This is a genomic window from Shewanella sp. ISTPL2 (genome assembly GCF_013283205.1).
GTDB classification, from domain to species: Bacteria; Pseudomonadota; Gammaproteobacteria; order Enterobacterales; family Shewanellaceae; genus Shewanella; species Shewanella oncorhynchi.
In genome coordinates this window covers 3,934,605-3,958,629 of the sequence record NZ_JAAPAV010000001.1, presented here as the reverse complement: position 1 = coordinate 3,958,629, position 24,025 = coordinate 3,934,605, and the positions used below count along the sequence as shown (strand labels likewise).

The 24,025-nt window shown below is 46.4% G+C and carries 18 protein-coding genes and 1 tRNA gene; 8 read left to right on the top strand and 11 right to left on the bottom strand.

Annotated features, from left to right (window positions below):
* Positions 1–149: 149 nt before the first annotated feature.
* The gene (locus tag HUB64_RS17405) at positions 150–1,751 is read left to right on the top strand and encodes an ABC transporter ATP-binding protein (RefSeq protein WP_173497487.1); all 1,602 of its coding nucleotides are present in this window, start codon (positions 150–152) and stop codon (positions 1,749–1,751) included.
* Positions 1,748–3,325 (top strand): ABC transporter ATP-binding protein, encoded by a 1,578-nt coding sequence (locus HUB64_RS17400; protein WP_173497486.1) that lies wholly within the window; start codon positions 1,748–1,750, stop codon positions 3,323–3,325. The genes HUB64_RS17405 and HUB64_RS17400 overlap by 4 nt, the downstream gene beginning before the upstream one ends.
* A 286-nt stretch (positions 3,326–3,611) precedes the next feature.
* On the opposite strand, the gene HUB64_RS17395 is transcribed toward HUB64_RS17400, so the two are convergent.
* The 3 genes from HUB64_RS17395 to HUB64_RS17385 form a co-directional block, all read right to left on the bottom strand.
* Positions 3,612–5,021 carry an ammonia-forming cytochrome c nitrite reductase subunit c552 gene (locus tag HUB64_RS17395; protein ID WP_173497934.1) on the bottom strand — a complete coding sequence of 470 codons (1,410 nt, stop codon included), beginning with the start codon at positions 5,019–5,021 and terminating at the stop codon, positions 3,612–3,614.
* Entirely contained in the window at positions 5,005–6,216 is a 1,212-nt protein-coding gene (locus HUB64_RS17390) for an NnrS family protein (protein ID WP_173497485.1), read from the bottom strand. The genes HUB64_RS17395 and HUB64_RS17390 overlap by 17 nt, the downstream gene beginning before the upstream one ends.
* A gap of 670 nt (positions 6,217–6,886) precedes the next feature.
* A tRNA-Trp gene (locus HUB64_RS17385) sits at positions 6,887–6,963 on the bottom strand.
* A 381-nt stretch (positions 6,964–7,344) separates the two neighbouring features.
* On the opposite strand from HUB64_RS17385, the gene HUB64_RS17380 reads away from it, so the two are divergent.
* Entirely contained in the window at positions 7,345–7,683 is a 339-nt protein-coding gene (locus HUB64_RS17380) for a PBPRA1643 family SWIM/SEC-C metal-binding motif protein (protein WP_113939267.1), read from the top strand.
* Between the two features lie 106 nt (positions 7,684–7,789).
* Here HUB64_RS17380 and HUB64_RS17375 read toward each other — a convergent pair whose 3' ends face one another.
* Genes HUB64_RS17375 through HUB64_RS17360 form a run of 4 tightly spaced genes read right to left on the bottom strand, consistent with a single transcriptional unit; the run spans position 7,790 to position 10,830 of the window.
* Positions 7,790–8,734, bottom strand: coding sequence for a hypothetical protein (locus tag HUB64_RS17375; protein WP_173497484.1), 945 nt, complete (start codon positions 8,732–8,734; stop codon positions 7,790–7,792).
* 40 nt (positions 8,735–8,774) lie between these two features.
* Positions 8,775–8,933, bottom strand: coding sequence for a hypothetical protein (locus HUB64_RS17370; RefSeq protein ID WP_173497483.1), 159 nt, complete (start codon positions 8,931–8,933; stop codon positions 8,775–8,777).
* Positions 8,930–9,862 carry a 3'-5' exonuclease gene (locus HUB64_RS17365; RefSeq protein WP_173497482.1) on the bottom strand — a complete coding sequence of 311 codons (933 nt, stop codon included), beginning with the start codon at positions 9,860–9,862 and terminating at the stop codon, positions 8,930–8,932. Before HUB64_RS17365 ends, HUB64_RS17370 begins: the two co-directional genes overlap by 4 nt.
* 35 nt (positions 9,863–9,897) lie before the next feature.
* Positions 9,898–10,830, bottom strand: a complete 933-nt coding sequence (locus tag HUB64_RS17360) for a DUF808 domain-containing protein (protein WP_105251669.1) — start codon at positions 10,828–10,830, stop codon at positions 9,898–9,900.
* A gap of 251 nt (positions 10,831–11,081) precedes the next feature.
* Here HUB64_RS17360 and rpiA point away from each other — a divergent pair, with 251 nt between their 5' ends.
* Complete coding sequence (gene rpiA, locus HUB64_RS17355; RefSeq protein ID WP_028761507.1) at positions 11,082–11,744, top strand: ribose-5-phosphate isomerase RpiA; 663 nt, start codon at positions 11,082–11,084, stop codon at positions 11,742–11,744.
* A gap of 181 nt (positions 11,745–11,925) precedes the next feature.
* On the opposite strand, the gene HUB64_RS17350 is transcribed toward rpiA, so the two are convergent.
* On the bottom strand, positions 11,926–13,116 hold the full coding sequence (locus HUB64_RS17350; protein ID WP_011788387.1) for a class I SAM-dependent rRNA methyltransferase: 1,191 nt from the start codon (positions 13,114–13,116) through the stop codon (positions 11,926–11,928).
* Between the two features lie 280 nt (positions 13,117–13,396).
* On the bottom strand, positions 13,397–14,602 hold the full coding sequence (locus tag HUB64_RS17345; protein ID WP_173497481.1) for an endonuclease/exonuclease/phosphatase family protein: 1,206 nt from the start codon (positions 14,600–14,602) through the stop codon (positions 13,397–13,399).
* Between the two features lie 753 nt (positions 14,603–15,355).
* Between HUB64_RS17345 and HUB64_RS17340 the strand changes: the two genes are divergently transcribed.
* From HUB64_RS17340 to HUB64_RS17325, 4 genes are all read left to right on the top strand, one after another.
* A complete protein-coding gene (locus HUB64_RS17340; protein WP_173497480.1) occupies positions 15,356–16,063 on the top strand; it encodes a hypothetical protein in 708 nt (235 codons plus the stop codon).
* Positions 16,064–16,082: 19 nt separating this feature from the next.
* Positions 16,083–17,456 carry a magnesium transporter gene (mgtE, locus tag HUB64_RS17335; RefSeq protein ID WP_173497479.1) on the top strand — a complete coding sequence of 458 codons (1,374 nt, stop codon included), beginning with the start codon at positions 16,083–16,085 and terminating at the stop codon, positions 17,454–17,456.
* Positions 17,457–17,714: 258 nt separating this feature from the next.
* A complete protein-coding gene (locus tag HUB64_RS17330) occupies positions 17,715–18,803 on the top strand; it encodes a methyl-accepting chemotaxis protein (RefSeq protein ID WP_173243184.1) in 1,089 nt (362 codons plus the stop codon).
* A gap of 215 nt (positions 18,804–19,018) precedes the next feature.
* Complete coding sequence (locus HUB64_RS17325) at positions 19,019–19,792, top strand: ABC transporter substrate-binding protein (protein WP_173497478.1); 774 nt, start codon at positions 19,019–19,021, stop codon at positions 19,790–19,792.
* A 73-nt stretch (positions 19,793–19,865) separates the two neighbouring features.
* Here the strand turns inward: HUB64_RS17325 and HUB64_RS17320 are convergent, their stop codons facing one another.
* Complete coding sequence (locus HUB64_RS17320; protein WP_173497477.1) at positions 19,866–20,597, bottom strand: RluA family pseudouridine synthase; 732 nt, start codon at positions 20,595–20,597, stop codon at positions 19,866–19,868.
* Between the two features lie 185 nt (positions 20,598–20,782).
* Entirely contained in the window at positions 20,783–24,007 is a 3,225-nt protein-coding gene (carB, locus tag HUB64_RS17315; RefSeq protein ID WP_105251663.1) for a carbamoyl-phosphate synthase large subunit, read from the bottom strand.
* Positions 24,008–24,025: the final 18 nt, after the last annotated feature.

The window sequence follows — 24,025 nt, the reverse complement described above, 5'->3', positions numbered from 1 at the left end:
GGATGTTCATTTGCCCATAAACTCTGGCACTCAGACTATTTTTTACTCTGCAATATCAAGACTTCATCGCTTCATTGGCCTTGTGTTAATCACACTTTCCAGACCGAAGCCCAGCCTGTTCCACTTCGATTTTTTAGGTGAACATTAAAATGCAGCGACTTTTCAGTCCCACTTCAACATTAGCCTTCGCCCTACGTCCAGCGATTCCCGCACTCACTTTAGGAATACTGCTAGCGGCAGGTGCTGGCGTGACGACACTAGGTGCACTCTGGTGCATGATTCAACTTATTGCTGGTCATCACTCACTATGGTTAGCGGGGGCGCTCATATTTGGGGTCGTGTCAGCGCTACTATCAGCTGGCGCATCTTGGGTTAACCACAATGCTGAGGCGCAATTTTCTGGAAGATTAAGGCGTCATGTTGCAGCGCATCTTGTCAGGTTGCCACCAAGTACCTTGGCAAAATATAAGGGCGAAAAGTTAAAGCGATTAATGGTCGATGACATAGCGTCATTGCATCATATGATCGCGCATTTACCCTCAGAATTAGCGACCTTTATCATTGTCCCTGCCATCACTATTGGTTTGCTGATCTTAAGCGCTGGCTTAGTGGCATTACTTGCCCTTATACCAGGCCTAGTCGCAGCGCTTTTCTATTTGGTGGTGATCCCAAGGCTTGCTGCAAAACAGGGTGAAGCACGAGTCAATGTGATGGGAAATATCACTGCCGCGGTGGATGACTACGCCCGTGGTGCGCCTGTATTTCGCATTTATGGCGCACAAACGGGTGCTATGGCCGATTACCAAAAGGCAACTAAGCATTTTATTGAGGAGATCATTGAGCGGGTAAGCAAGGTATCCACTTCAGTCGCCGTGGCCACATCACTACTGCAGGCTGTCTGTACTTTTGCCATTGTCTATGCCATCGGGTATGAATGGCCGCCAGAAAACCTTGCTGCAGCCTTGTTCTTCAGTCTGGCCATAGTCACGCCAGCCCTAAAGCTCGGGCATGGGCTTGATTATCTCGCAACGGGCCGCGCTGCCGCTCAGCGGCTAACGGATTTTCTTGAGCAATCGAGAGTTCCTGTTGGTAACGGCAATATTGAGCTTAAAGAAAATATGCCGCTCACCCTCACGAATGTTGTGCCTTCACTGTCTACAAGCAATCAATCTGTGCCCATTAACTATCAATTTAGATCTGGCAGAGTCACGGCAGTTACAGGGATCAGTGGTGTTGGCAAATCCACATTACTGCGCTTATTAGCTGGCATGGAGCAGCTAAATGCCGGAGATATTCGACTCGCTGATATTGCACCCAAAGAGATGGATGAAACCTCGATTAATCGCGCGATCATGCTATTGCCGCAAAGTGCGGGACTACTGGCAACCTCCATCGCCGACAATCTCGCACTCACCGCACCTGATGCCACGGATGAGGATTACTTAGCAGCATTACACTGCGCGCAATTGGATAAATCCTTAACTACTCATGCAAGCACACTGTCTGGCGGTGAAATACAGCGCGTCAACCTTGCCCGTGTGTTTCTTTCACCCGCTAGGGTGATATTGCTTGATGAACCCACATCGGCCCTAGACAGCGAAACGGCGTTTAACGTGTTCACAGCACTACGCCATCACGCAAAAACAAACCACAAAACGATTGTGATGGTCACCCATGACTTAACGCTTGCCGAGCTGGCGGATGACAAGCTCGCACTCAAACATCATCACAGGGAAGGAGAAGGCCAATGATAAATCGTCCCCAAGATTACGCAGCCATAAAGCACTTAATACCTGTTGCCTGCGGTTGGGCTGTGGCGGCCATATTGGAAGCGGCATGCTACATTCAACTGGCTTTAGCCATGACTCAGCAGCAATCACCGCAAAAAGTGCTATCGATTGCCGCAATAACCATACTCACCACAATACTGGCTTCGCGTTCAGGTTTTTGGGCTGGCGCAAGGCTGGCCAATGCGCTCTACAGTGTATTAGGCACGACCATGCAACAAGCGAAACTCTCTTGGTTTACACCGAGTGTCAGGACACTACTCATAGAAACTGTCTCTCGGAGTATTCCTGGCTTTATGAGTATTCCGGCACATCAATTTCAGGTATTTATTCATGCACCGCTTATTCCGCTCTGCATTACCTTTGGCATAGGATTGATCGGTGGCATGCCACTGGTACTGATGTTGGCTAGCTTGTTACTCGTGTCATTTGTGATTCAGAGTATGGCGCAACGAGCCCTTGCCCGCGCAGATATGGACCGAAACAACACTGAATTGGCAGCAGAGCAGTCAACCCTTGAACTGATCGACCACTTAGAGTTACTGCGCACAGCAGCAGGATATAACGGCGCAACAACACGGTTGGAGCAAAACTGGCAAACACAAGAAATCGCACTGGAACGAACTAATCGCGCCGCCGCTATAGCAACATTACTGTCGGCTATCGCCAGCTTTTTACCTATTGCAGGCATGGCACTCTACCTAGTGCTATCCGGTATAAACAATACGACAATGCTGCTCGCTGTTTTGATGTTGACCATGCGCGCGGCGGCGCCACTTGAAACTCTCGCCGTGGCGGCAATAAGCATTAATGATCAGTTAGCGGCTATTAAACACTATCGACAAGCGACTTATGCGCCAACGCTCAAAGAGCCAAGCCAAGCGCAACAAAAGACACCGAACAATCATACAATCGAACTGAATAACGTAACATTTCCTCCTGCGGTGCAAAATATCAATGCCACTATCGAGCCAGGTGAACGCGTGCTGATTTGTGGCCCGAGCGGTTCAGGTAAAACCAGCTTACTTAAGTTATTGATGCGCTTTGATGATCCCACCCTAGGCCTGATCACTTTGGGCAAGGTGTCACTCACGTCAATCCCCGCTGTTGAACTTGCCCACTTTTTCGCCTATGTGCCACAGGATCCACTCATCTTTACAGGCACCATTGCCAGCAATATTCGTATCGGTAACCCTGATGCCGACGATCAAGCCATAGATAAAATTGCACGCCAAGTCGCACTAGATGAAGTGTTAGATAGATCAGAACAGGGCATTTACCAAGAAGTCGGCTTGCAAGGCGCAGGGTTATCGGGAGGGGAACGCCAAAGGCTTGCCTTAGCACGTGCGCTTATCAAAAATGCACCGATTCTGATAATGGATGAGGCCACCTCGGCATTGGATGAGGAGACAGAAAAGCGCGTAGCCAAGGCTATTTGTGAACAGAGTTGTACACTGGTTTTAGTTTCGCACCGAAACCAATCACTTTGGCAGCCAACCAAAATAATAGAATTTCATCAATCAGTTGCCTCAAAGTAGGATCGGCTTTCTGCGCATTAAAAAACTGAATTACAGATGTCTGACACAGATTACAGTGATTAATTTGTCGTTACAGACCAACATATCAATGAGTTATGTACTGCAGCCGAAATGACATGAATCATTTCGACTGCAGTTATTGCTCGTGCAAAGGAAGATGAGCATCGCTGTAGAACCGACCAAGCCTTGTTGGCATAACGCTCACTGAATCAAAGCATAAATACTCGAGCTTCCTCTCGCTTTTGAGCTTTAAAATCCCTCAAATTATCAGCTACCCGTTAATAAACTAGTAACCATATTTTGCGACAGGGTGCCAATTTTTATTAACATCCTCTTCAATAAACTTTTGTTTTTCTTTGATTAAATCCGATTCAACTAACCCTATCGCTTGATGGGCCTTTTCCTTAGTACTGATATCTGGATAACTAACTTGAGTCACGTTAAGTTGCTTCAATATTCCAGCGAGCAGATGACGTGCTTCGTTCGCTTGTTCGATAGCTTTATCTAAAAGCTGCTTACCTTCTTGTGGATTATGTGCATACAAACCATGTGAAGACATGGCAAAGTCCCAGCGCCACTGACTGTGTCGTATCGCCATAATTGGCTCATTCATATTCTCCCATTTAGCACCAGCATCCCATGCCGCTTTGGCTTCATAGTGGGCTTTGACGAGCAGAGCTTCAACTTCGCGGGCTTTGGTCTCAATCGTTAATTTATTGGCCGCGAGCTTGGTTTCAATTTTGGTTTTACTGCTATGGCAGCCACTGCAACTGTTATCAAAATGCGGTAAGGCTTTATCAACTTTATGACTAGTAAATTCAACACCTTTTGCATCCTGCTGGGTTGGCATATGACAGGTAATGCAAGTGACACCGACTTCGGCATGTTTACTGCGACTCCAGTGTTCAAACTCAGGATGACGTGCTTTAAGTATGGGCGTTTTCGAAAGAGGATGGATCCATTCGAAGAAGCGGCGAGTGTCATAATATTTTTCAATATCGTCGGCTGTGCTGCCAAAAATCCAGGGAATATTTACAACATTACTTTTTTCCGGACGGAAATAGTAAGTGACATGACATTGACCACATACCTGCGCACCTTGCATATCGGTATCTTGTTTATCGAATGGCAGGTGAATTTTAGCCATAGCCTCTTGGGCATGGGGGCGAGGTAAAGTTAACTTATTAGTGCCAGATTCATGGCAATCGCTGCAATACACTACGCTTTGGATCTCTTTGCCCAGATCGGTAAAGTTTTTAGCGGAGTATCCTTCAAATCCCAGTTGTTCAATCAATCTAGGGGCATCCGGTGTCTTGCAGGTCCAACAACTAGCGGATAATCCTTTCTCTCCTGCCTTAGGGGGGACACCTGTACGTAAAGTATGCGTCACATCAGCAACGGCAAAATGGTGCCCACGTGGGCTATGGTACTCTTTGGCATAGGAAGATCCTGCCCAGAGTATGATGCTGGCGGGATAATTGGCGAGCATATCTTCGCGTTCAACTTGTTCAGAGGTGGCTTGCCAAGATTGATATTGGTTAGGATATTTTTGTTGATTGCTAGTATCGGAAGCCGCTACAGATGTACATGTAGTTATGGCGAGCAAGCAAATCATTTTTAGCAATGTGACTGTTTTAAAATAAGTTTTCACTTTGTATCCTTTTGTCCTAACATCAATATTAACCTGGGCGCCCATCAATACGGGGGCGAGAAAGTATCGGCAAGTAATGCCATACAAACAGTGCAAATGCGATAAACCAGCAACTGCCAGCCAACCATAACCAGACTTGGGTGTGGGCCGGAAACCAGATGGGCATTAGCGCCCTGAGCAGTGCCGCTAACGGTAGGCAAATAAATGCCAAGATCATCTTAGGGCCCTCATAAATATTTCGACTTGTGTGCCCGAGTGACACTCTGGAAATCATCGAAAGACACAGGGTAGCCATACAACCAATAGCAAATAGGTGAAGCAAACTGCGATAGGCATATTCATTATCGAGATACCAACTCATAGCTAACAGGCTGAGAGGCAACATTAAATAGGCAAGATGCAAGGACCACAGCATAGGTTCTTTCAGTGTTTTATGGGGTAACCAGCGTGCAAATCGGACCAGCTGCAAGAACCCTGCAATGAGCAGTAAGCCTCGCTCGACTTCCAGAGGTATAAGGTGGATGAGTGATTGAATGACGAGCAAGATCATCGTCAGGATCAGCGGGTATTCAATCCAAGTTAAGGGTTCTGCTTTGGTGGCCTTAATGCGCATCGCGGTAAAGAATGGAATGACACGCCCACCGACTATGGTGATAAGTAAGGCTAACCACCATAACATCGCCTGCCAGATCTGGTTGGCAAGAATAAAGTCGCGTTCAAATAAAGCGTAATAGCTGACATTGTTAATCACGAGTGCGGCAAACAACATGATCGGAAAACCAATATTGCGCCATTGCTTCACCTTATAAATGCAGCGCCATAGAGTAAGGCTTGCCATACCAAGGAACAATGAATCAAACAAGGCGGGCAAAATGAGCGGAACTTGCATTGGGAGTAAGAGTAATAATCGTGCCAGTAACCAGCAGCTAAAGGTCAATGCGAGTGGCCATCCCTTTAATGTGGGTTGGTTGGTCCAATTTTGAACGGCAGTCAGCAAAAATCCACACACAATTGCCATAGCGAAACCGAACAGCATTTCATGTGGATGCCACCATAGCGGCAGTATCTGGCTCCAAAAGGATGAAGGGAAAAAGCTATATTGGGGAGTAAACCAAGTTAATAGCCACAAAGGGATATATAGCGCAGCTAATATTGCTCCCCCAAGGAAAAAAGGTCTAAAGCCTAAGCGCCATAACGCGTGAGTACGTTCGGTTTGTGTAGGATCATCAATATTTAGCATAGTTGTTAGCCGAGTAGCAGAACGATGATGAACACACTTAAGATGCATTCAATATAGACCTTATATTGTACTGTTATGACCTTCAATTCAAACTAAATCTTAGATTTTGGAACTAAGATCCCAAAGATGAATAAAAAATAAAGTGTCGTGGAATACTCATTTCTGACGGCTAATAGGCTTAATCAATGTACTGCGGGTTCATGACAGACAAAGGTTCGATGCAGACTTTTACACAAGTAACGGCACAAACAGTCACACATTGGTAAATTTTAGATGGGATAAATACCGTTTTGATTTAAATAACCGTGGCTTTATCGGCTTATCTTATTTCGAACACAGCCAAGACTTTGATAGCGCAGGCAGCTCGATTTATAACGGCGATAACAGTTCAGATGATTATATGGTAACTCGCTTTAGCATCGATTATCAGGCTAGAAACTGGCGGATTAGTGGCTTCGACAACAACCTATTTGATGAACAAGCATTGACAGTAAATGAGCCTACAAGCCGCAGTTATGTGGAGGGTTACGACAGAAAAATGGAAATAGTACCGGCAATTGGTAGCGTTAAAAAATGGCGAGTTATTCAATCCAAGCAAAATCATTTTTTCCGTTTTATTCGACACAAAATAAAACGGCTCGCATATTTCTATGCAAGCCGTTGTTTTATTTGGCAGGGGTGGCAGGACTCGAACCCGCAACCATCGGTTTTGGAGACCGCTGTTCTACCAATTGGAACTACACCCCTGTTGACGTGGGGCATTATGCTAAAAGCACTTCCAAAGGTAAAGTACTTTTTATGGCAAAACTCATTAACTGAAGGTTTTTCAAACAAGTTAGGCTATTGCTGTTGATTTAACTGCCACTGAGATTAAAAAGCCATCGCATATTAGCTTAATGGCGTAGTAGATACTTAGTTTAAAGCCCATAGGTTAATGGTAACTCGACTAAATGATCCCACAAAAAATCAGTTTGATGACGTCGAATAAGTGTGCCGTTTCGGCCATTTTGAGGTGCTTAAGGGTTAAAGACGCGCATTTATCGAAAAAAGATCTGAGTTCGATTTATAAAATCGGCGTTTTATAGTATAAGCATCGTCAATTTCATACACAGCTCGACGGAACCACTCATGTCTGACAAATTTTTCTTCAAGGGTCGTAAAACCCCTAAGCCAAAGCACGAAAGCTATGGCTACAACACTAAGCGTGCCGCTAAACCGGGTACAGAAGCATTACCATTACAATTAATTGTTGCCGACGAAGCGCGTAAACTCGAAGTTGCCGCGATTGTTGCCGAACACCAACTGTTCGCCAATATCGAAGTCAATGCCGACGTCGCTGAAGATATTGTTGAATTAGACGGTTTATTAAATAAGCCTAAGACCACGACTTTCGAGAAAAAACCGAATCGTAACGAGCCTTGCGTTTGTGGTAGCGGTCAAAAATTCAAGAAGTGCTGCGGCAAGTAAGCGCTTTCATCAGCGTGGTATAGATAGGGACTTTTGCTGTAACGCTTTTGTGCGTCGGGAATAGCCCCTTTTCTCCCCTCTTTTTAGTTTCTCTCCCCAAAGCCAATTAATCTTCCAACTTTGAGATAAAAATCCGCTGCAAATCGTTATTCCATAGCTGAATAATTTTGCGGGTCTTTTCTTTATTCCAAAAACATTTACCAAATAAAATCAAACCCGCACCTTCAAAGCAGCGTTTATCTTCTATTTCAAATTGCGCTAATAATGGTTGCTTTATCCCATCGATAGGAATGCCGATATCTTTGCTGTCGGCGGGGTTAAGCCAACTCATCGTCGGGTCAGTGTGGGATATCGTGCCCCAATACATGTGGGGTTTATTGTCGCTTGGGTCCGCATCGGCAAAATTGACAAACAGGTTCTTCGCCCGCCAACGGTATTTTCGCTCAGCGTCTGTGTATACCCAGAGATCCGATTTCGCCAAATCTGTACCGCGCAATAAACTGTGGAGTAACTTTTCGAGCCCTTGGCTGGGCACTCGTTTTTCAGTGATATGTTCAGCGGTGTTAACTTGGTAGCCTGTTTTCGACTCTTGTATCCGATCATCCATTGACGATGCAATAGACACTTTCGATGACTCAGGCATAGAGGACAATTTAGGCGTTGGCTCAGTCTTGCTGCTTAATGCCTGTGCAGTCGAAGCTTTGTTTGCAGGCGTATGGCGACGAGGTTTACGGCTAAAATCGATCATTAAAGCATCGGCGTCCACCAGCTGTTGCTGCACTTCAATGGCATCTTGCTCCTCACGGGACTTTTGTGCCGAAGGTTTAAATTCAATGCAATCGGCTTGGTGATATCGCGAGCCAAAACAAGCGGCTTTACCGTCCTTTGAGGCTTTACGGAAATATGCTTTACCACCGCAGGCGGGACAAATTAACCATTGCCGCAAACGCTCGATATCCTCATCGGGTAATTGTTGAAACTTAAAAACACTATAAGTCGTTCTCGCAATTAAATGATCCTCTGTTTCGAGTTCACAAATAGCATCTAACATAGTGTTCTCCTTTATTTTCGACTGCTGGCAATACTGCTATCTATGCCCAAGCATTAATCCCAAAAGTGATAACACTTAACAGAAGCAACATGCCAAGTACGCGGTAAATCAAACCTAAAGTGCTGGTGCCTTGCGAGCTCGCATCCGAATGTAATGGCATGATTTTAACTTTTGCGGCATCTTGGGTTTTGTGTTTCATTCTGCATCCTTAAAATATTTCGCCAATGGCATTATCAAACTTGAAGGAATTAATAATGCGGCTTTTGCGGCACTTGATGCATGATAAAAGGGTGTCAGTTGAGTGATTAACGCGTTGAAGCATTTGAGTGCGGCCAAGGCATCGGCGGCAGCATAATGAATTTGCGCACTGGATAAAGGCACGAGCTGCCAATTCGATAAGGTGACTTTTTTAGGTTTGTCGATACGAGCACCCAAAAGCGCCGCAACTAATTGCCGCGTCCCCATTTCCTTCTCCGCTCCAAGTTGAGCCAGTGCCCAATTTAAATCTAATGTTGAGGCGACATTAATGCCCCATTGCCGCCTGAGAGCGTGTGCATCACTGCGTAAACCAACCCCGACTTTGAGTATGGTTTCATCTTCTAATAAGGCTTTTAACTGGATGAATTGCTCTCCCAAAATGGCATGCTGAAATAAATAACAGGTATCCACTGTCGCGATTTGGATAAGACTCAAGGGGTGTTGCACGCCGCGCTCAAAGCTTGCACGGGTTTCAGTATCAAAACCTAAGACTTGCTCAGCCTGTAATAGTGCGACAACCGCATCGAACTCCGACGGCTCAACTACCTCGATGCGGACATGTTGAAATTCAAAAGCTGCTAACGCTGCAAGTTCAATATCATCAATACGTGTAGTCAAAGCGATACGTTGCTGCAGCCACAAATATGCCCACTGACGCTGCGCTTGAAGTTGAGTTTTAGCTTTAATCGCATTTTCAGCCTTAGCCGATACCAGCTCACTTTTCTGCAGCTCGGTCAAGGCATTGAGGTTATCAAGATAAGCCGTGCCAGCAGCATCCATTGCCGCCATTAACCCATCGGCATCTTTGCCAAACTCTTTACGTAACCAAGCCAGCTTACTCGGGGAGACACAGTACTTCATTAACTTCATCGTGCTCATCCTTGATGGTTGATGCGCGCAGCTAGTTAACTACGCAATTTCTGTATTCCTGTCATCGCAATAAGTGCAACAGCGCCAGCAACGACACCAAATAAGCCATTAAGAATACTTGGCGTCAGCACAGCAAACACAGGTCCAACAACACCAATGGCAGCAACCGCTTGTTCAGCATGGTGGATTTGCTCGCCGACTAGGTGTAGGCCATGAGTTAAAATCCCACCGCCCACCATAAACATGGCTGCCGTGCCAATAATCGTTAAACTTTTCATTAATACGGGAGCTGCGCTCAATAAACCAAAACCTAATTTACGGTTCATTTGAGTTAATACAGAGGCGCCTTCACGTTGGCTCAAGTACAAACCCGCATCATCCATTTTCACAATTGCCGCCACTAAGCCATACACGCCTATGGTCATGACTATCCCAATGACAGCTAACGTAAAAAACTGTGTCGATAGGGATTTGTCCGCCACGATACCAAGGGTAATTGCAATAATTTCCGCCGATAACACAAAGTCGGTACGAATCGCCCCTTTGACTTTTTCGGCCTCGTAGGCGGCGAAATCTTTAATCTCAGGTAACTCATTCTCTACTTGGGTTTCGTGTTGTTGCTGGCCTTTTCTATGGCTATAGCTGTGATGCAGTTTTTCAAACCCTTCGTAGCATAAAAACAGTCCACCAAACATTAATAAAGGGGTGACAGCCCAGGGAATAAAAGCACTGATAAGCATTGCTGCTGGCACTAAAATCAACTTATTACGGAATGATCCCTTGGCCACCGCCCACACTACAGGTAATTCACGATCGGCGCTTACGCCCGTCACTTGCTGGGCATTGAGGGCTAAATCATCCCCCAATACACCCGCGGTTTTCTTTGCCGCCACTTTACTCATTACCGCTACGTCATCCAAAATCGATGCGATATCGTCAAGTAAGGTTAATAAACTCGCGCCTGCCATGCTAAATCCCTCTACAAATCATCTATAAACCATTCTGCTTTTGCCATAGTAGCTTAGTTAGATTAGTGGCGTATAGCGAAATGCTTTCCAACTTAACTGCTTAAGTTACTTACGTTATTGGGACTGCTTGCTAATGTGAAAATGCCAGCAATCTAGATCACACCCACGGTGGAATTGCGCCACATTATTTATCGGAAAAGAGTATACTAAGCCCAGAATTTTTTACTCATTTGCCGTTACAGGATGTCAACATGACTCAAGATGAAATGAAAAAAGCTGCCGGTTGGGCCGCACTTAAGTACGTTGAAAAAGACAGCATTGTTGGTGTTGGTACGGGTTCGACTGTGAATCACTTTATCGATGCACTGGCGACCATGAAAGCCGATATCGAAGGCGCAGTCTCTAGCTCTGAAGCATCAACTCAGAAAATGAAAGCGCTGGGTATTCCCGTTTATGACTTAAACAGCGTCGATCGTTTATCTGTCTATGTGGACGGAGCCGATGAAATCAACGACCGTATGGATATGATTAAAGGTGGCGGCGCGGCATTAACTCGCGAGAAAATTGTCGCGGCAGTGGCTGAGAAGTTTATCTGTATCGTGGATAACACTAAGCAAGTCGACATACTAGGCGAATTTCCACTACCCGTAGAAGTCATTCCGATGGCACGCTCTTATGTGGCGCGTCAACTCGTTAAACTTGGCGGCGATCCTGTGTACCGTGAAGGCGTTGTGACCGATAACGGCAACGTGATCCTCGATGTGTACAATCTTAAGATCCTTAATCCAAAAGAATTAGAAAGTCAGATCAATGAGATAGTCGGTGTAGTGACTAACGGTCTGTTTGCCAAACGCGGTGCGGATGTGTTACTCGTTGGCACCCCTGATGGCGTAAAAACCTTTACCGCCAAATAAGTTAAGCGTTAACACTCACATCCCAGTCACACGGCTGCAGATGTAAAAAACACTGTCAAAATACGCTGTAAAAATGCCAGCCACTTTTTTCAAAGGGCTGGCATTTTTTATGGTTCTTTTTAGGGTTCAATGTTATCTGACTCAGCTGCCCATCGCAGACAGCCTATATCAAGCTCTTGGCTTACCAAGCTCTGGCGACTAGACCTTTTAAGTAGAATCCTTCTGGGAAGGCGCTACCGATAGGGTGATCGCTCGCTTGGCTTAAGCGTTCGATAAACTGGATTTCACGTTTCGCATCGAGCGCAGCATCGGCCACGATTTTTTGGAACAGATCCGCAGGCATTAATCCTGAGCAAGAGAAGGTCAATAACACGCCACCCGGATTCAACAACTGCAATGCAATCATATTGATGTCTTTATAACCACGGCAAGCCCCGTTTAACTGTGCCTTGTTATCGGCAAACTTAGGCGGGTCGAGCACAATCACATCAAAGGTTTTGCCTTCATCACGGTACTGGCGCAGCAACTTGAACACATCGGCTTCGTTGTAATGCACATTGTCATCACTCAAACCGTTCACTTGCATATTGAGACGCGCTGTCGCCAAGGCGAGAGAAGACACATCGACGTTTTCAATACTGGCAGCGCCTGCTTTCGCAGCGTACAGACCAAAAGTCCCCGTGTAACAAAAACAGTTCAATACCGATTTATCTTTGACAAAACGGGCGGCAATGGCGCGGTTATCACGCTGATCGAGATAGAAGCCTGTCTTATGGCCTTTAATCACATCGACGGCGATCTTGATGCCGTTTTCTTCGATAATCACTGGCATTTCTGGCAGAGTGCCATGCAGTAAACCGGTAACAGGCAGCAGGCCTTCTTTCTTACGGGAATCCACATCGGAACGCTCATAGATAGCACAATCTGGATATTGCTCAGCCAATAGCTCAACTAAGGTATCGCGCCATAAATCAGCACCTGTGCTCAGTAACTGGCACACCAGCACATTGGCATATCTGTCGATGGTGATCCCAGGTAAACCATCGGACTCAGCAGCCACTAAACGGTAACCCGTTAAGCCTTGCTCGCGGATTAGATCGTTACGGCCGATTTGCGCCCGCTGTAAACGTCTGGCAAAAAACGCGCGATCAATTTCCTCTTCGCGATCAAAAGTCCAAATCCGCACTTGAATTTGCGACTCAGGCGACCAAGCACCACGACCTAACCAATGACCATCATGCGCGACCACATCGACTGTCTCACCCGCTTCAGGTTTTCCCTTAATGTTATGAATAGCATTGGAAAATACCCAAGGATGGCGACGCTCGAGTGACTTCTCGCGGCCGGGTTTAAGTTTGATTCTGATAGCCATAGTTGCCTTTAAAAATAGGGCCGCCACTAAAAAAGGGCTGCTGTCTAAAAATGGGAAACGGATGATATACCCAATGCCACCTAAGTGCGAGTACCGAACACGCCGAAGCGCTTATTTACCATCATCCACGGGTGGCCGATCATACCTTATTTTAACGGTTAATTCTGAATGATATTCATGCGAAATGATGTTGGAATGGTTAATGAAACAACGCTAACAAAACCGTAAAGACAACTGACATGATTTGAAATAAGACGAATTAATCAGTAAACACGAGAACTTAGCTACGTAGCGCTAACTCAACAATGACGGGCGCATGGTCAGTACTGTAGGCGTCGCGTTCATATTCAGGTCTGATTAAGTGTCTATCGCAGGTCTGATAATCTACGACTTGCGCTAAACTGCGGCCATGGCTCGCATCAAACTCACTCGAAAGCAAAATATAATCCAGCACTGAACCTTTAGGGCCATAGTAATGGGTCGCCGCTCTGTGTTCCCTATGGTAAGCGGTATTACCCGTCAAACTGTCCCTCAAGTTCGCTTCAATAAATAACTCATAGGCATCCTTAAGTTGATACTGAGCAAACACCGCCGCTAACGCCGCATCCGATAAATGCCCAAGGCCAGCGGCTTTAATGTCATTACTGTGGATACTCTCGCCCTGTATCATTAACGCATCTAAGGCGCCCATTGTCAGACTGTCATTAAAGTCCCCCATCACGATAACGGGATGTTTAGATTCTTGCCTGCGTACCAATATGCCATTGAATAATAATGCTGCTTCTGCGCCGCGCTGCATGGTAGATGCCCAGCGGCCTAAGGCTTGCTCTGTGAGTAATTGGGTTTCTGAATGCAGTTTCATGCTCGCTGCGGGAGCCAAGTTATCTAACCCAAGTGGCTGATGTTCGAGAGGTTGATGTTCAAGGGACTGATGTTCAAATAGCTTAGGTTCAAGTGCTAATCCGGCGCGTTTTGACTTAAAGTGCACCACATAATAGTCACACTTGCCGATATGTGGCACTTCAACGGTTGCGCGCAGCACCTTACGGCTAAAGGCAAATTCACTCGATAATCCCATGGCTGCCACTAAACGCGTATCAGGTTCGACACTGCTGATTTCCACTATGGGATACCGGGAGGCAAGCGCGACCACAGGGCTGCGATAAATGTAATCACTGATAAGAGTTGGCTCATCAACGACCGCAAAATACCCTAGACCTTGCTCGCGAGCGATACGCTTAAGCGGTTCAGGGCTAAACACTTCTTGAAATCCCACAATATCGGGCTGGCGATGTACGAGAAACTCACTCAACCACTGACACTTTTTCTGCCATTGCCCATGGCTATAGATATTTTCAAAATCATAGTAAGCCAAAGGCGGCTCAATAAAGTTAAACAGATTGATACTGGCGATCTTGATATTCGCGGTGCACTTATGATCGATAGGTGCAGCCATTGATTCCAACTCATCAATATTGTGTGCCACAGCTTAATCCCCCAAAATCTGAATACAGCAAACTATCTTAATCTGAGTGAGCACAATGACTCACCGCAGGCATGACAAGGGTATACCCGAAGTGCGCTAATGCCAAATTCCCCATTATGGATAAAGTGTTAACTCATCTCTGGCGACTCAAACACAGCTTACTGAGATAAGTCATACCGTTAAAAACCACAATTCAATATCAGAGTTAAATCCGACAACAAAAATCAACCGCCACCAGCCAAAAAACAAACAATCACATAACAATGAATGGTGCGCAAAACCACCAGCACTCCCAACAAAATCACGCAAGCCCAAGAATAATCATAAAATTAACTTTTCCTTAAAGTGTAAATTCAAACAAAAACATATGTAATAACATGTGCGGTTGACTTTACATTTCAGTCCCTTAGAATGTGGCGACTTTAATCATTGCGGAGACCCACTGTGGGCACACACATAAGCGACAGTAGATGCCCTGTCCAAAAGACAGGATTTAACGCCTAGCACTAGCCCGCAATATTTGCTGCTACCTGCTAAGCAGGGTAGTAGTGTGAACCATTCTTCACTCAGCCTCCCACAAAATATCGATCACAGACAATAAGCCTGAGCCTATGGCTGCGCTTTAGCAATTCCAGCATTTTGCTGGGGTTCAGTTATGTGTATTTATTGCATCTCAAAGCAAGTTTTTGCCTCAGTGGACTTCGTTTTCCCTATGGATTTACACCTATGGGTTTACATCTGAGGAGCCTAAATATGGCTTACATAAACAACACATCAATTTTGCGATCTTTATCCTGTGCAAGTATCAGCTTGTACTACAGCATGAGTGCGGCGGCATCCCATCTCGAAGTAGATGATCCCGCCCTCGCGGAGCGCTGTGAATTAGAAATGGGCTGGCAACAACCTAGGTCGGATCATGCTCGCCCACAATTAAACGCGGCCACGACTTGCAGCCGCAATCAATGGGAATGGCATTTAGGATTAGCGTCCAATGCCAATGACGATATTCGTGAGGAGCAAGCAGAAGTCGGCATTAAGCTACCGCTCAACGTAAACTCCCACTCAGATTCAGAGCAGCAACAGGATGATTGGCACAGCGCACTGGTGATCAACTTGCAGAAAAACCTCGATGCCAGTAACGAATTAGTCACCGAAGTCTTCGGCATTTTTGGTAAAACCTTAGGCGATTCTGATGTCAGTCTCTATGCCAATTTAGGTTTTACCCATGAGTTTAATCAATCAACCCAATTACTTGTGGGTATCGCGGCGGCGTATGAACTCAGTAGTCACCATCGCGTGATAGCCGAGATTTATCAAAAAGAATTGAGCGAGACTACCTATCAGTTCGCTTATCAACACACGCCACAACAACAGCTACAGCTCGAATTGAGCTTAGGCAATGCCCTTCGTGGCAACGCGCTGCAACTTGGCGCAGACATCACCTTTTACTTTGGTCACTAGATCGTTGAGAGAATGAACTATGAACATGAATAACAGCACAAACAACACTAAAAAAATCATCCATAACCTGCAAATGATTATCGAGCAACGCAGTGCCAGCGCTATGGCTGAATTAGCCGAAAAACGCCACCCTGCCGATATTGCAGCCGTATTTAACGTCTTTAATCAAGCTCAACAAGTCCTATTATTGCAACTGGCCTCACCTAAGATTTGCGCCAATTTGTTTCGCTATCTGACCGATGAATTGCAAGCCAGCTTAGTACAGCAATTAGATAAAACCACGCTATCTGCGCTGCTGGTTCACATGGCAGCAGATGAACGTGCCGACCTCTATAATCTGCTCGATGAAACCCAGCAAGCGGCGATTTTACCTGCGCTAGCATTGGCCAAACGGGAAGATATGCGCACCCTCGCCGCCTATGATAAAGCTAAAGTCGGCGCAGTCATGACATCGGATTACACATTACTGAATAGCCGCCATACTGCGGCAGAAGCCATCGCTACCCTACGTACTGAAGCGGCAGATAAAGAAACGATTTATCAAACCTATGTGGTGGATATGTTAGGCCGCTTAATAGGAACTGTATCTTTAAGGCAGTTATTGCTGGCGCAGCCGCACGAGCGAGTGGTCGACTTTATGAAACCCGATCCTGTCGCGCTCGATGCCAATGCCTTTCGCGAAGAAGCGGTGCAGATGATCGCCCATTACGACTTAATGGCGCTGCCAGTAGTCAATGGCAAAGGTCAGCTCGTCGGTATCGTTACCTATGATGATGCTATGGATATCGCCAGCTCACAGGCGGATCTTGAGTTCACAAAAACCGCGGCCATCGGCAATATTGACCATAACCTCAAGACTGCCAGCATAGGCTTACTTTACCGTAAGCGCGTGGTTTGGCTGGTAATCTTGGTTTTTGGTAATATTTTCTCGGGAGCGGGGATCGCCTTCTTCGAAGACACCATTGCCAGTTATGTCTCTTTAGTCTTCTTCCTACCTCTGCTGATCGATAGTGGCGGCAATGCGGGCTCACAATCGTCGACCTTAATGGTACGCGGCCTAGCCACAGGGGAAGTGGTTCTCAAGGATTGGTTATCTATGCTAGGGCGCGAGTTATTTGTCGCCGGGTTATTAGGAGCCAGCATGGCAGCTGCAGTGTCCTTGCTAGGATTTTGGCGCGGCGGACCTGAAATCGCGCTGGTTGTGGCACTCACAATGCAAATTGTGGTGATTATTGGCAGCTTGATTGGTATGTCTCTGCCTTTCTTACTGAGCAAGTTAAAGATGGATCCTGCGGCCGCTAGTGCGCCACTCATCACCTCCATCGCCGATATCATAGGTGTACTCGTGTATTTCAGCATAGCCACAGTGGTGCTCGACTTACCTATGCCATAAACCTAAGACCTCAAAGTGAACCAAGCTAAGTTAACCTTAGCGTGGTTCACTTATCATTCGATAGTACTAACCCATTTATGACAAAGCATAAAAGCTTCAATAACCTTAAAAAAATTAAGAATAAAGCTTAAAGATCAGTTAATATTTCCATACCTGAATCGTTTTACTTTTTATTAACATTGCAGTATTTACCGCTGAGCCCAGTCACAGTAAGTCGATAAGCAATAGTGATAGTCCTAGCGACTTGAGAGGTTTTATATGTGGTTTAATTCCCAGCTCAAAGCTGAAAACCAGGCGCTTAAAGAGCGACTCATCCAACTAGAACGCCAACACCAAAATGAAATAGATGAACTGCGTGGCATGATCCGTGAAAATGAAACTATGCAGCAACAGTCGCGCCAAAATGCAGACCACTACACTGAAGTGATCGCCTGCCAAAACCAAGGCGGAGATATGCTTAATGCCGTGCGCGAAGGCTTAGCCAGCAGTGCCGAATTACTCTCTGCGGAAAAAGAATCACTGTCTGAACTCAATCAAGTTTTTGATCAAACCCGTGTGGCCATTGCCAATTTAGGCACTAGAGCGACTTATATTAATGATCAAGCATCGAACAGCATGAAAGCTGTCACAGAACTCGATGCTACGACCTCTTCAATCAATCAATTTGTCGCGGCTATTCAAGGAATTTCAGAACAAACAAACTTGCTGGCATTGAACGCCGCCATTGAAGCCGCCCGTGCAGGCGAAGCAGGACGGGGGTTTGCCGTGGTGGCCGATGAAGTGCGCCAACTTGCAAGCAAAGCCCATGAAGCCAGTAGCCATATTGAAAAACTCGTGAAACAAATCGTCGCGCAAGCGGCTGAGATTAAAGAAATTGTTCATAATAATCAAAGTAGTGCCGTTGATGTAGCCACCTCCTCAACCCAAATTGGTCAAGTCGTTGAAGATGTCCTGCAACGCTCAAAACAAATGCAGCACGTTATCCATAACGCAGCCACAGCGTCATTCTTGAATACCACTAAGCTCGATCACGCAGTCTGGAAAAGTAGCGTTTATCAATTAATTGAAAAACCACAGCATAACCACAACGTGAACTCACACACTGAGTGCCGCCTAGGGCAATGGTATTTCAAAGGATTTGGTGCCGAGAATTATCAGCATTTAAGTAACTTCAAAGCATTAGATGCACCACATAAAGCGGTACACGAGGCAGGAAAAGCGGCGCTCAATGCGAGACAAAAAGGTAATTTGCCTGAGATGGTCAAACAACTGCACTCAATGGAAGACGCCAGTATGCGTGTTGTCCATTGCATTGATAACCTTATGCGAGATGTATATCGAGCGTGATATACAGGCACAGAAAGATAAGCTATCGCCCATAAATAAGCCTACCTAAGAGCGCCATACTCGCGCTCTTTTTTATCGTTCAAAACGGTATAGTAAATTTAATCTTAGAAAATGAACCCCTAGCTATACTTGATTTAAACACAGCCTTCATCTTTAATCGTTTCAAGAGCAAGCAGTGAGACTCAATTATAACATTCTAATTTTTAGGGTTATTAATGAAATTAGTCACAAGTTTATTGTTATCACTCACCCTTAGCAGCGCAGTTTCTCTTCGCGCGCAGCCGCTCAACATCTATACCGAAGAATGGTCACCAATCAGCTTTTCTGTCAATGGCAAACCCGATGGTTTAGCTGTACAGGTAGTACAAGAAATTCAAAAGCGCATAAACAACCCAGATCCAATCAAGGTCGTACCTTGGGCTCGCGGCTGGAAAATGCTGACCGAGCAACCTAATACTGTGTTGTTTACGATGACGCGCACAGCAGAAAGGGAGCAAATGTTTACTATGATTGGGCCTGTTGCTGTCGGCACGACTAATTTTTATGCCTTAAAAAATAGCGGCATAAAAATAACCACTATAGATGATGCAAAGACAGCTAAGGCAATTGGTGTCTATCGTGCCTCGGTGGAAGAACGCCTATTGCTCGAACTGGGATTTACGAATGTTGCGGCCTCATCCGAGCCCTTATTGAGTGCAAAACAATTGATGAAGCAACGTGTCGATCTTTGGTGTAATGCCAATCTCACCGCGCCGAGTATTCTGTCGGATGCGGGCGCGAGCATTGATGACGTAGAGTCGCTCTTCACGATTAGTGCTAATCATCTTTATATTGCCTTTTCACAAGGCACACCCAATGATGTGATCGTACAGTGGAAAAACAGCCTAGAAGCGATAAAAGCAGATGGCACCTTCGCAACGATTTACCATACTTGGCTCCCCAACGATACGCCGCCAATGCAGACCGAACGTATCGGGTTTAGCAACTAAACCCATTGCTCTAAATTCTACGTGCTAAGTGATGAGTGCTGAATGCTGAGTTTTATGACTCTTAAGAAAGCACTTAGAAAGGACACTCACAAACCCAGTCAATACGCTCACCCGTGATAGGATGATTAAACGCTAAGCAGGTCGCATGCAGCATTAATCTGCTGCTCGTCGTATTAGTGATATCAGCTTCATCTGCATCAGTCTTATCAGTCACGCACTCACCCACGCCGCCGTAGAGATCGCACCCTAAAATTGAGTGGCCCAATTGCTGACTGTGGATCCGCAGTTGATGGGTTCGGCCAGAAACAGGGATAAATTCGACCCGCGTGGCGAAAGGATCGGTTAATCGTTCCAGCACCTGATATTCACTGATCGCAACTTTGCCTGTGCTATGGCAAATCTTTTGTAGTGGAAAATGGTCACTATCTTTAGCGATCGGCAGATTAATCACCCCGCTGTCAGCGGCTAAATGCCCGTGGAGCAAGGCGGTATAACGCTTTTCAACCGTGCGCGCCTGAAACTGTTTTGTCAGCAAACCATTCACGCTTTTATTCAGCGCCACCAGCATGATACCGGAAGTGCCAAAATCGAGCCTGTGCAGCAAAGTGGCCGTCGGAAAATCCTGCACTAAACGATAATGCACCGAGTCGAGATTCAGCGGATTCTTCCCTGACAGACTCAATAATCCGCTCGGCTTATCAATCAGTAGAATATCGTTATCTTGATAGAGTACGCGTATTTGCCCGAGGCAAGGCGGCGCAATAAAAGTATCAGCTTTGGCAAGGCTATTGGCAGATGCAGACATAGTTTTCAGGCTACCTAAATGGGCAATAAAATGAGTTAAGTCATACTCAAACAAGCTGAACAACTCAATAAAACAAGCTAAATAAAATAGACCCAATAATTCAATAGAACAGATACAGGCCTAAATAATAAGGCCGCATAACCTAAGTTATGCGGCCCTCTAATTAACGACATTAAGGCTGTGGCTTATTTAGCCAATACGCGCAGATGCAGTTCTTGTACTGAAGTCACGTTAGTACGGTCATCGGCGGCATGGGCCATACAAGTGGCGAATGCAGCATTCATGGTCGTCGTGTAGTTAACTTTGTAACGCAGTGCACCGCGGCGCAATTGACGAGAATCTTCAATCGCTTGGCGACCTTCGGTAGTGTTCACGATATAAGTGTATTCACCATTCTTGATGCGATCGAGAATGTGTGGACGCCCTTCGTGTACCTTGTTCACTAAACGTGGGTTGATACCCGCTTCGCCTAGGATAACCGCAGTACCATGAGTCGCATCGATTTGATAACCGAGCTCAATTAACTTAGCCGCTAAATCGGCAACGCGTTTCTTATCGCTGTTACGCACAGACAATAATGCACGGCCCGACTTAGGCACCTCAGAAGTGGCACCTAACTGCGCCTTAGCATAGGCTTCGGCGAACGTATCGCCCACGCCCATGACTTCACCGGTAGAGCGCATTTCTGGGCCTAACAGTGGGTCAACACCTGGGAACTTATTAAAGGGCAACACCACTTCTTTCACTGAGTAGAAAGGTGGGATCACTTCTTTAGTGAAGTTTTGCGACGTTAAGCTTTGACCCGCCATCACACGCGCGGCAATCTTAGCTAAAGGCACACCGGTCGCTTTGGACACGAATGGCACAGTACGGGCAGCACGTGGGTTAACTTCAATCATATAGATTTCATTATCTTTCACGGCGAACTGTACGTTCATCAGACCGACAACACCGAGTTCCATCGCCAACTTGCCGACTTGAACGCGCATGCGATCTTGGATTTCTTGGCTTAGCGTGTATGGCGGCAGCGAACAACCTGAGTCACCTGAGTGAACCCCCGCTTGTTCGATATGCTCCATAATCGCGCCAATCACCACGATTTCACCGTCACATACTGCATCGATATCCACTTCAATCGCATCATCTAAGAAACGATCGAGCAATACTGGCGACGCGTTCGATACGCTCACGGCTTCGTTGAAGTAACGCAGCAAATCTTGCTTGTCGTAAACGATTTCCATCGCGCGGCCGCCCAGTACATAGGATGGACGCACAACAAGCGGATAACCGATACGCTCAGCGGCAATCACAGCACCTTCAACCGTAGTCACGGTATCATTTTCAGGCTGCTTCATCTCTAAGCGTTGAATAGCTTGCTGGAAACGCTCACGGTCTTCGGCGCGGTCGATGGCATCTGGGCTAGTACCAATTACAGGTACGCCAGCAGCTTCTAAGGCACGGGCCAATTTCAATGGCGTTTGACCACCGTACTGCACGATAACGCCCTTTGGCTTCTCGATACGGACGATTTCTAATACGTCTTCCAGTGTGACGGGTTCGAAGTACAGACGGTCTGAAGTGTCGTAGTCGGTTGAAACGGTTTCAGGGTTACAGTTCACCATGATGGTTTCATAGCCGTCTTCACGTAGCGCTAACGCCGCGTGCACACAGCAATAATCGAACTCAATACCTTGACCGATACGGTTTGGCCCGCCACCTAACACCATGATTTTGTCACGGGTCGATGGATTAGCTTCACATTCTTCTTCATACGTTGAGTACATGTAAGCCGTGTCTGTTGCAAACTCAGCCGCACAGGTATCCACACGCTTATAGACTGGGTGCAGGTCGAACTTATCACGCAGCTTACGCACTTCGGCTTCGTTCACGCCTAATACATCGGCCAGACGCGCATCGGCAAAACCTTTACGTTTCAGCTTACGCAGTAAGTCGATATCCAGACCCGCCAGACCCGCTTCAGCAACAACACCTTCGAGCTGAACCAGCTCTTCGATTTGCACGAGGAACCAAGGGTCGATATTGGTCAGTTTAAAGATTTCATCTAAGCTCAGCCCCGCACGCATCGCATCGGCTATGTACCAAATACGGTCGCAACCAGGCTCTTTCAGCTCGTGGCGAATACGCGACATAGCCTCAGGTTTAGACATATCTGTGACAGGATCGAGACCGTTACGACTAACCTCTAAACCACGTAAGGCTTTTTGCAGTGACTCTTGGAAAGTACGCCCAATCGCCATCACTTCACCCACAGACTTCATCTGTGTGGTTAAGCGATCATTGGCGCCGGCAAACTTTTCAAAGTTAAAGCGTGGCACTTTAGTCACAACGTAATCGATAGCAGGCTCGAATGACGCTGGCGTGCGACCGCCAGTGATGTCGTTCATCAGCTCATCAAGAGTGAAACCAACCGCTAACTTAGCAGCGATTTTAGCAATCGGGAAACCCGTTGCTTTTGATGCTAATGCTGAAGAGCGCGATACCCGTGGGTTCATCTCGATGATAACCATACGGCCATCTTTCGGGTTGATACCAAACTGTACGTTCGAACCGCCGGTCTCAACACCAATCTCACGCAGTACGGCCATAGAGGCGTTACGCATGATTTGGTATTCTTTATCAGTCAGGGTTTGCGCGGGTGCAACTGTAATAGAGTCGCCCGTGTGCACGCCCATAGGATCGAAGTTTTCGATGGCGCAGACGATAATGCAGTTATCGTTGCGATCGCGGACCACTTCCATCTCGTATTCTTTCCAACCGATCAGTGATTCGTCGATCAGCAGTTCACTCGTTGGCGATAACTCTAAGCCCTGTGAACAGATCTCTTCGAACTCTTCCCTGTTGTAAGCGATACCGCCACCCGAGCCACCCATAGTAAAGGATGGGCGGATAATACAAGGGAAACCCACTTGATCAAGTACGCCATAAGCTTCGTCCATATTGTGGGCAATGCCCGCGCGTGGACAATCAAGACCAATACTTTTCATCGCTTTATCAAAGCGGCTACGGTCTTCAGCTTTATCGATAGCATCGGCAGTCGCGCCAATCATCTCGACGTTAAATTCTTTCAGTACGCCTTTGGCTTCAAGTTCTAATGCGCAGTTCAGTGCGGTTTGGCCGCCCATGGTTGGCAGAATCGCATCTGGGCGTTCTTTAGCAATAATGTTACGGACCACTTCCCAGTGAATCGGCTCGATATAAGTGGCATCGGCCATTTCTGGATCAGTCATAATGGTGGCAGGGTTAGAGTTCACCAGAATGACACGGTAGCCTTCTTCACGCAGCGCTTTACACGCTTGTGCGCCAGAATAGTCAAATTCACATGCCTGACCAATCACGATTGGGCCGGCGCCTAGGATAAGAATACTCTTTATATCTGTACGTTTTGGCATTGCTTCTCTCTTCTCCTA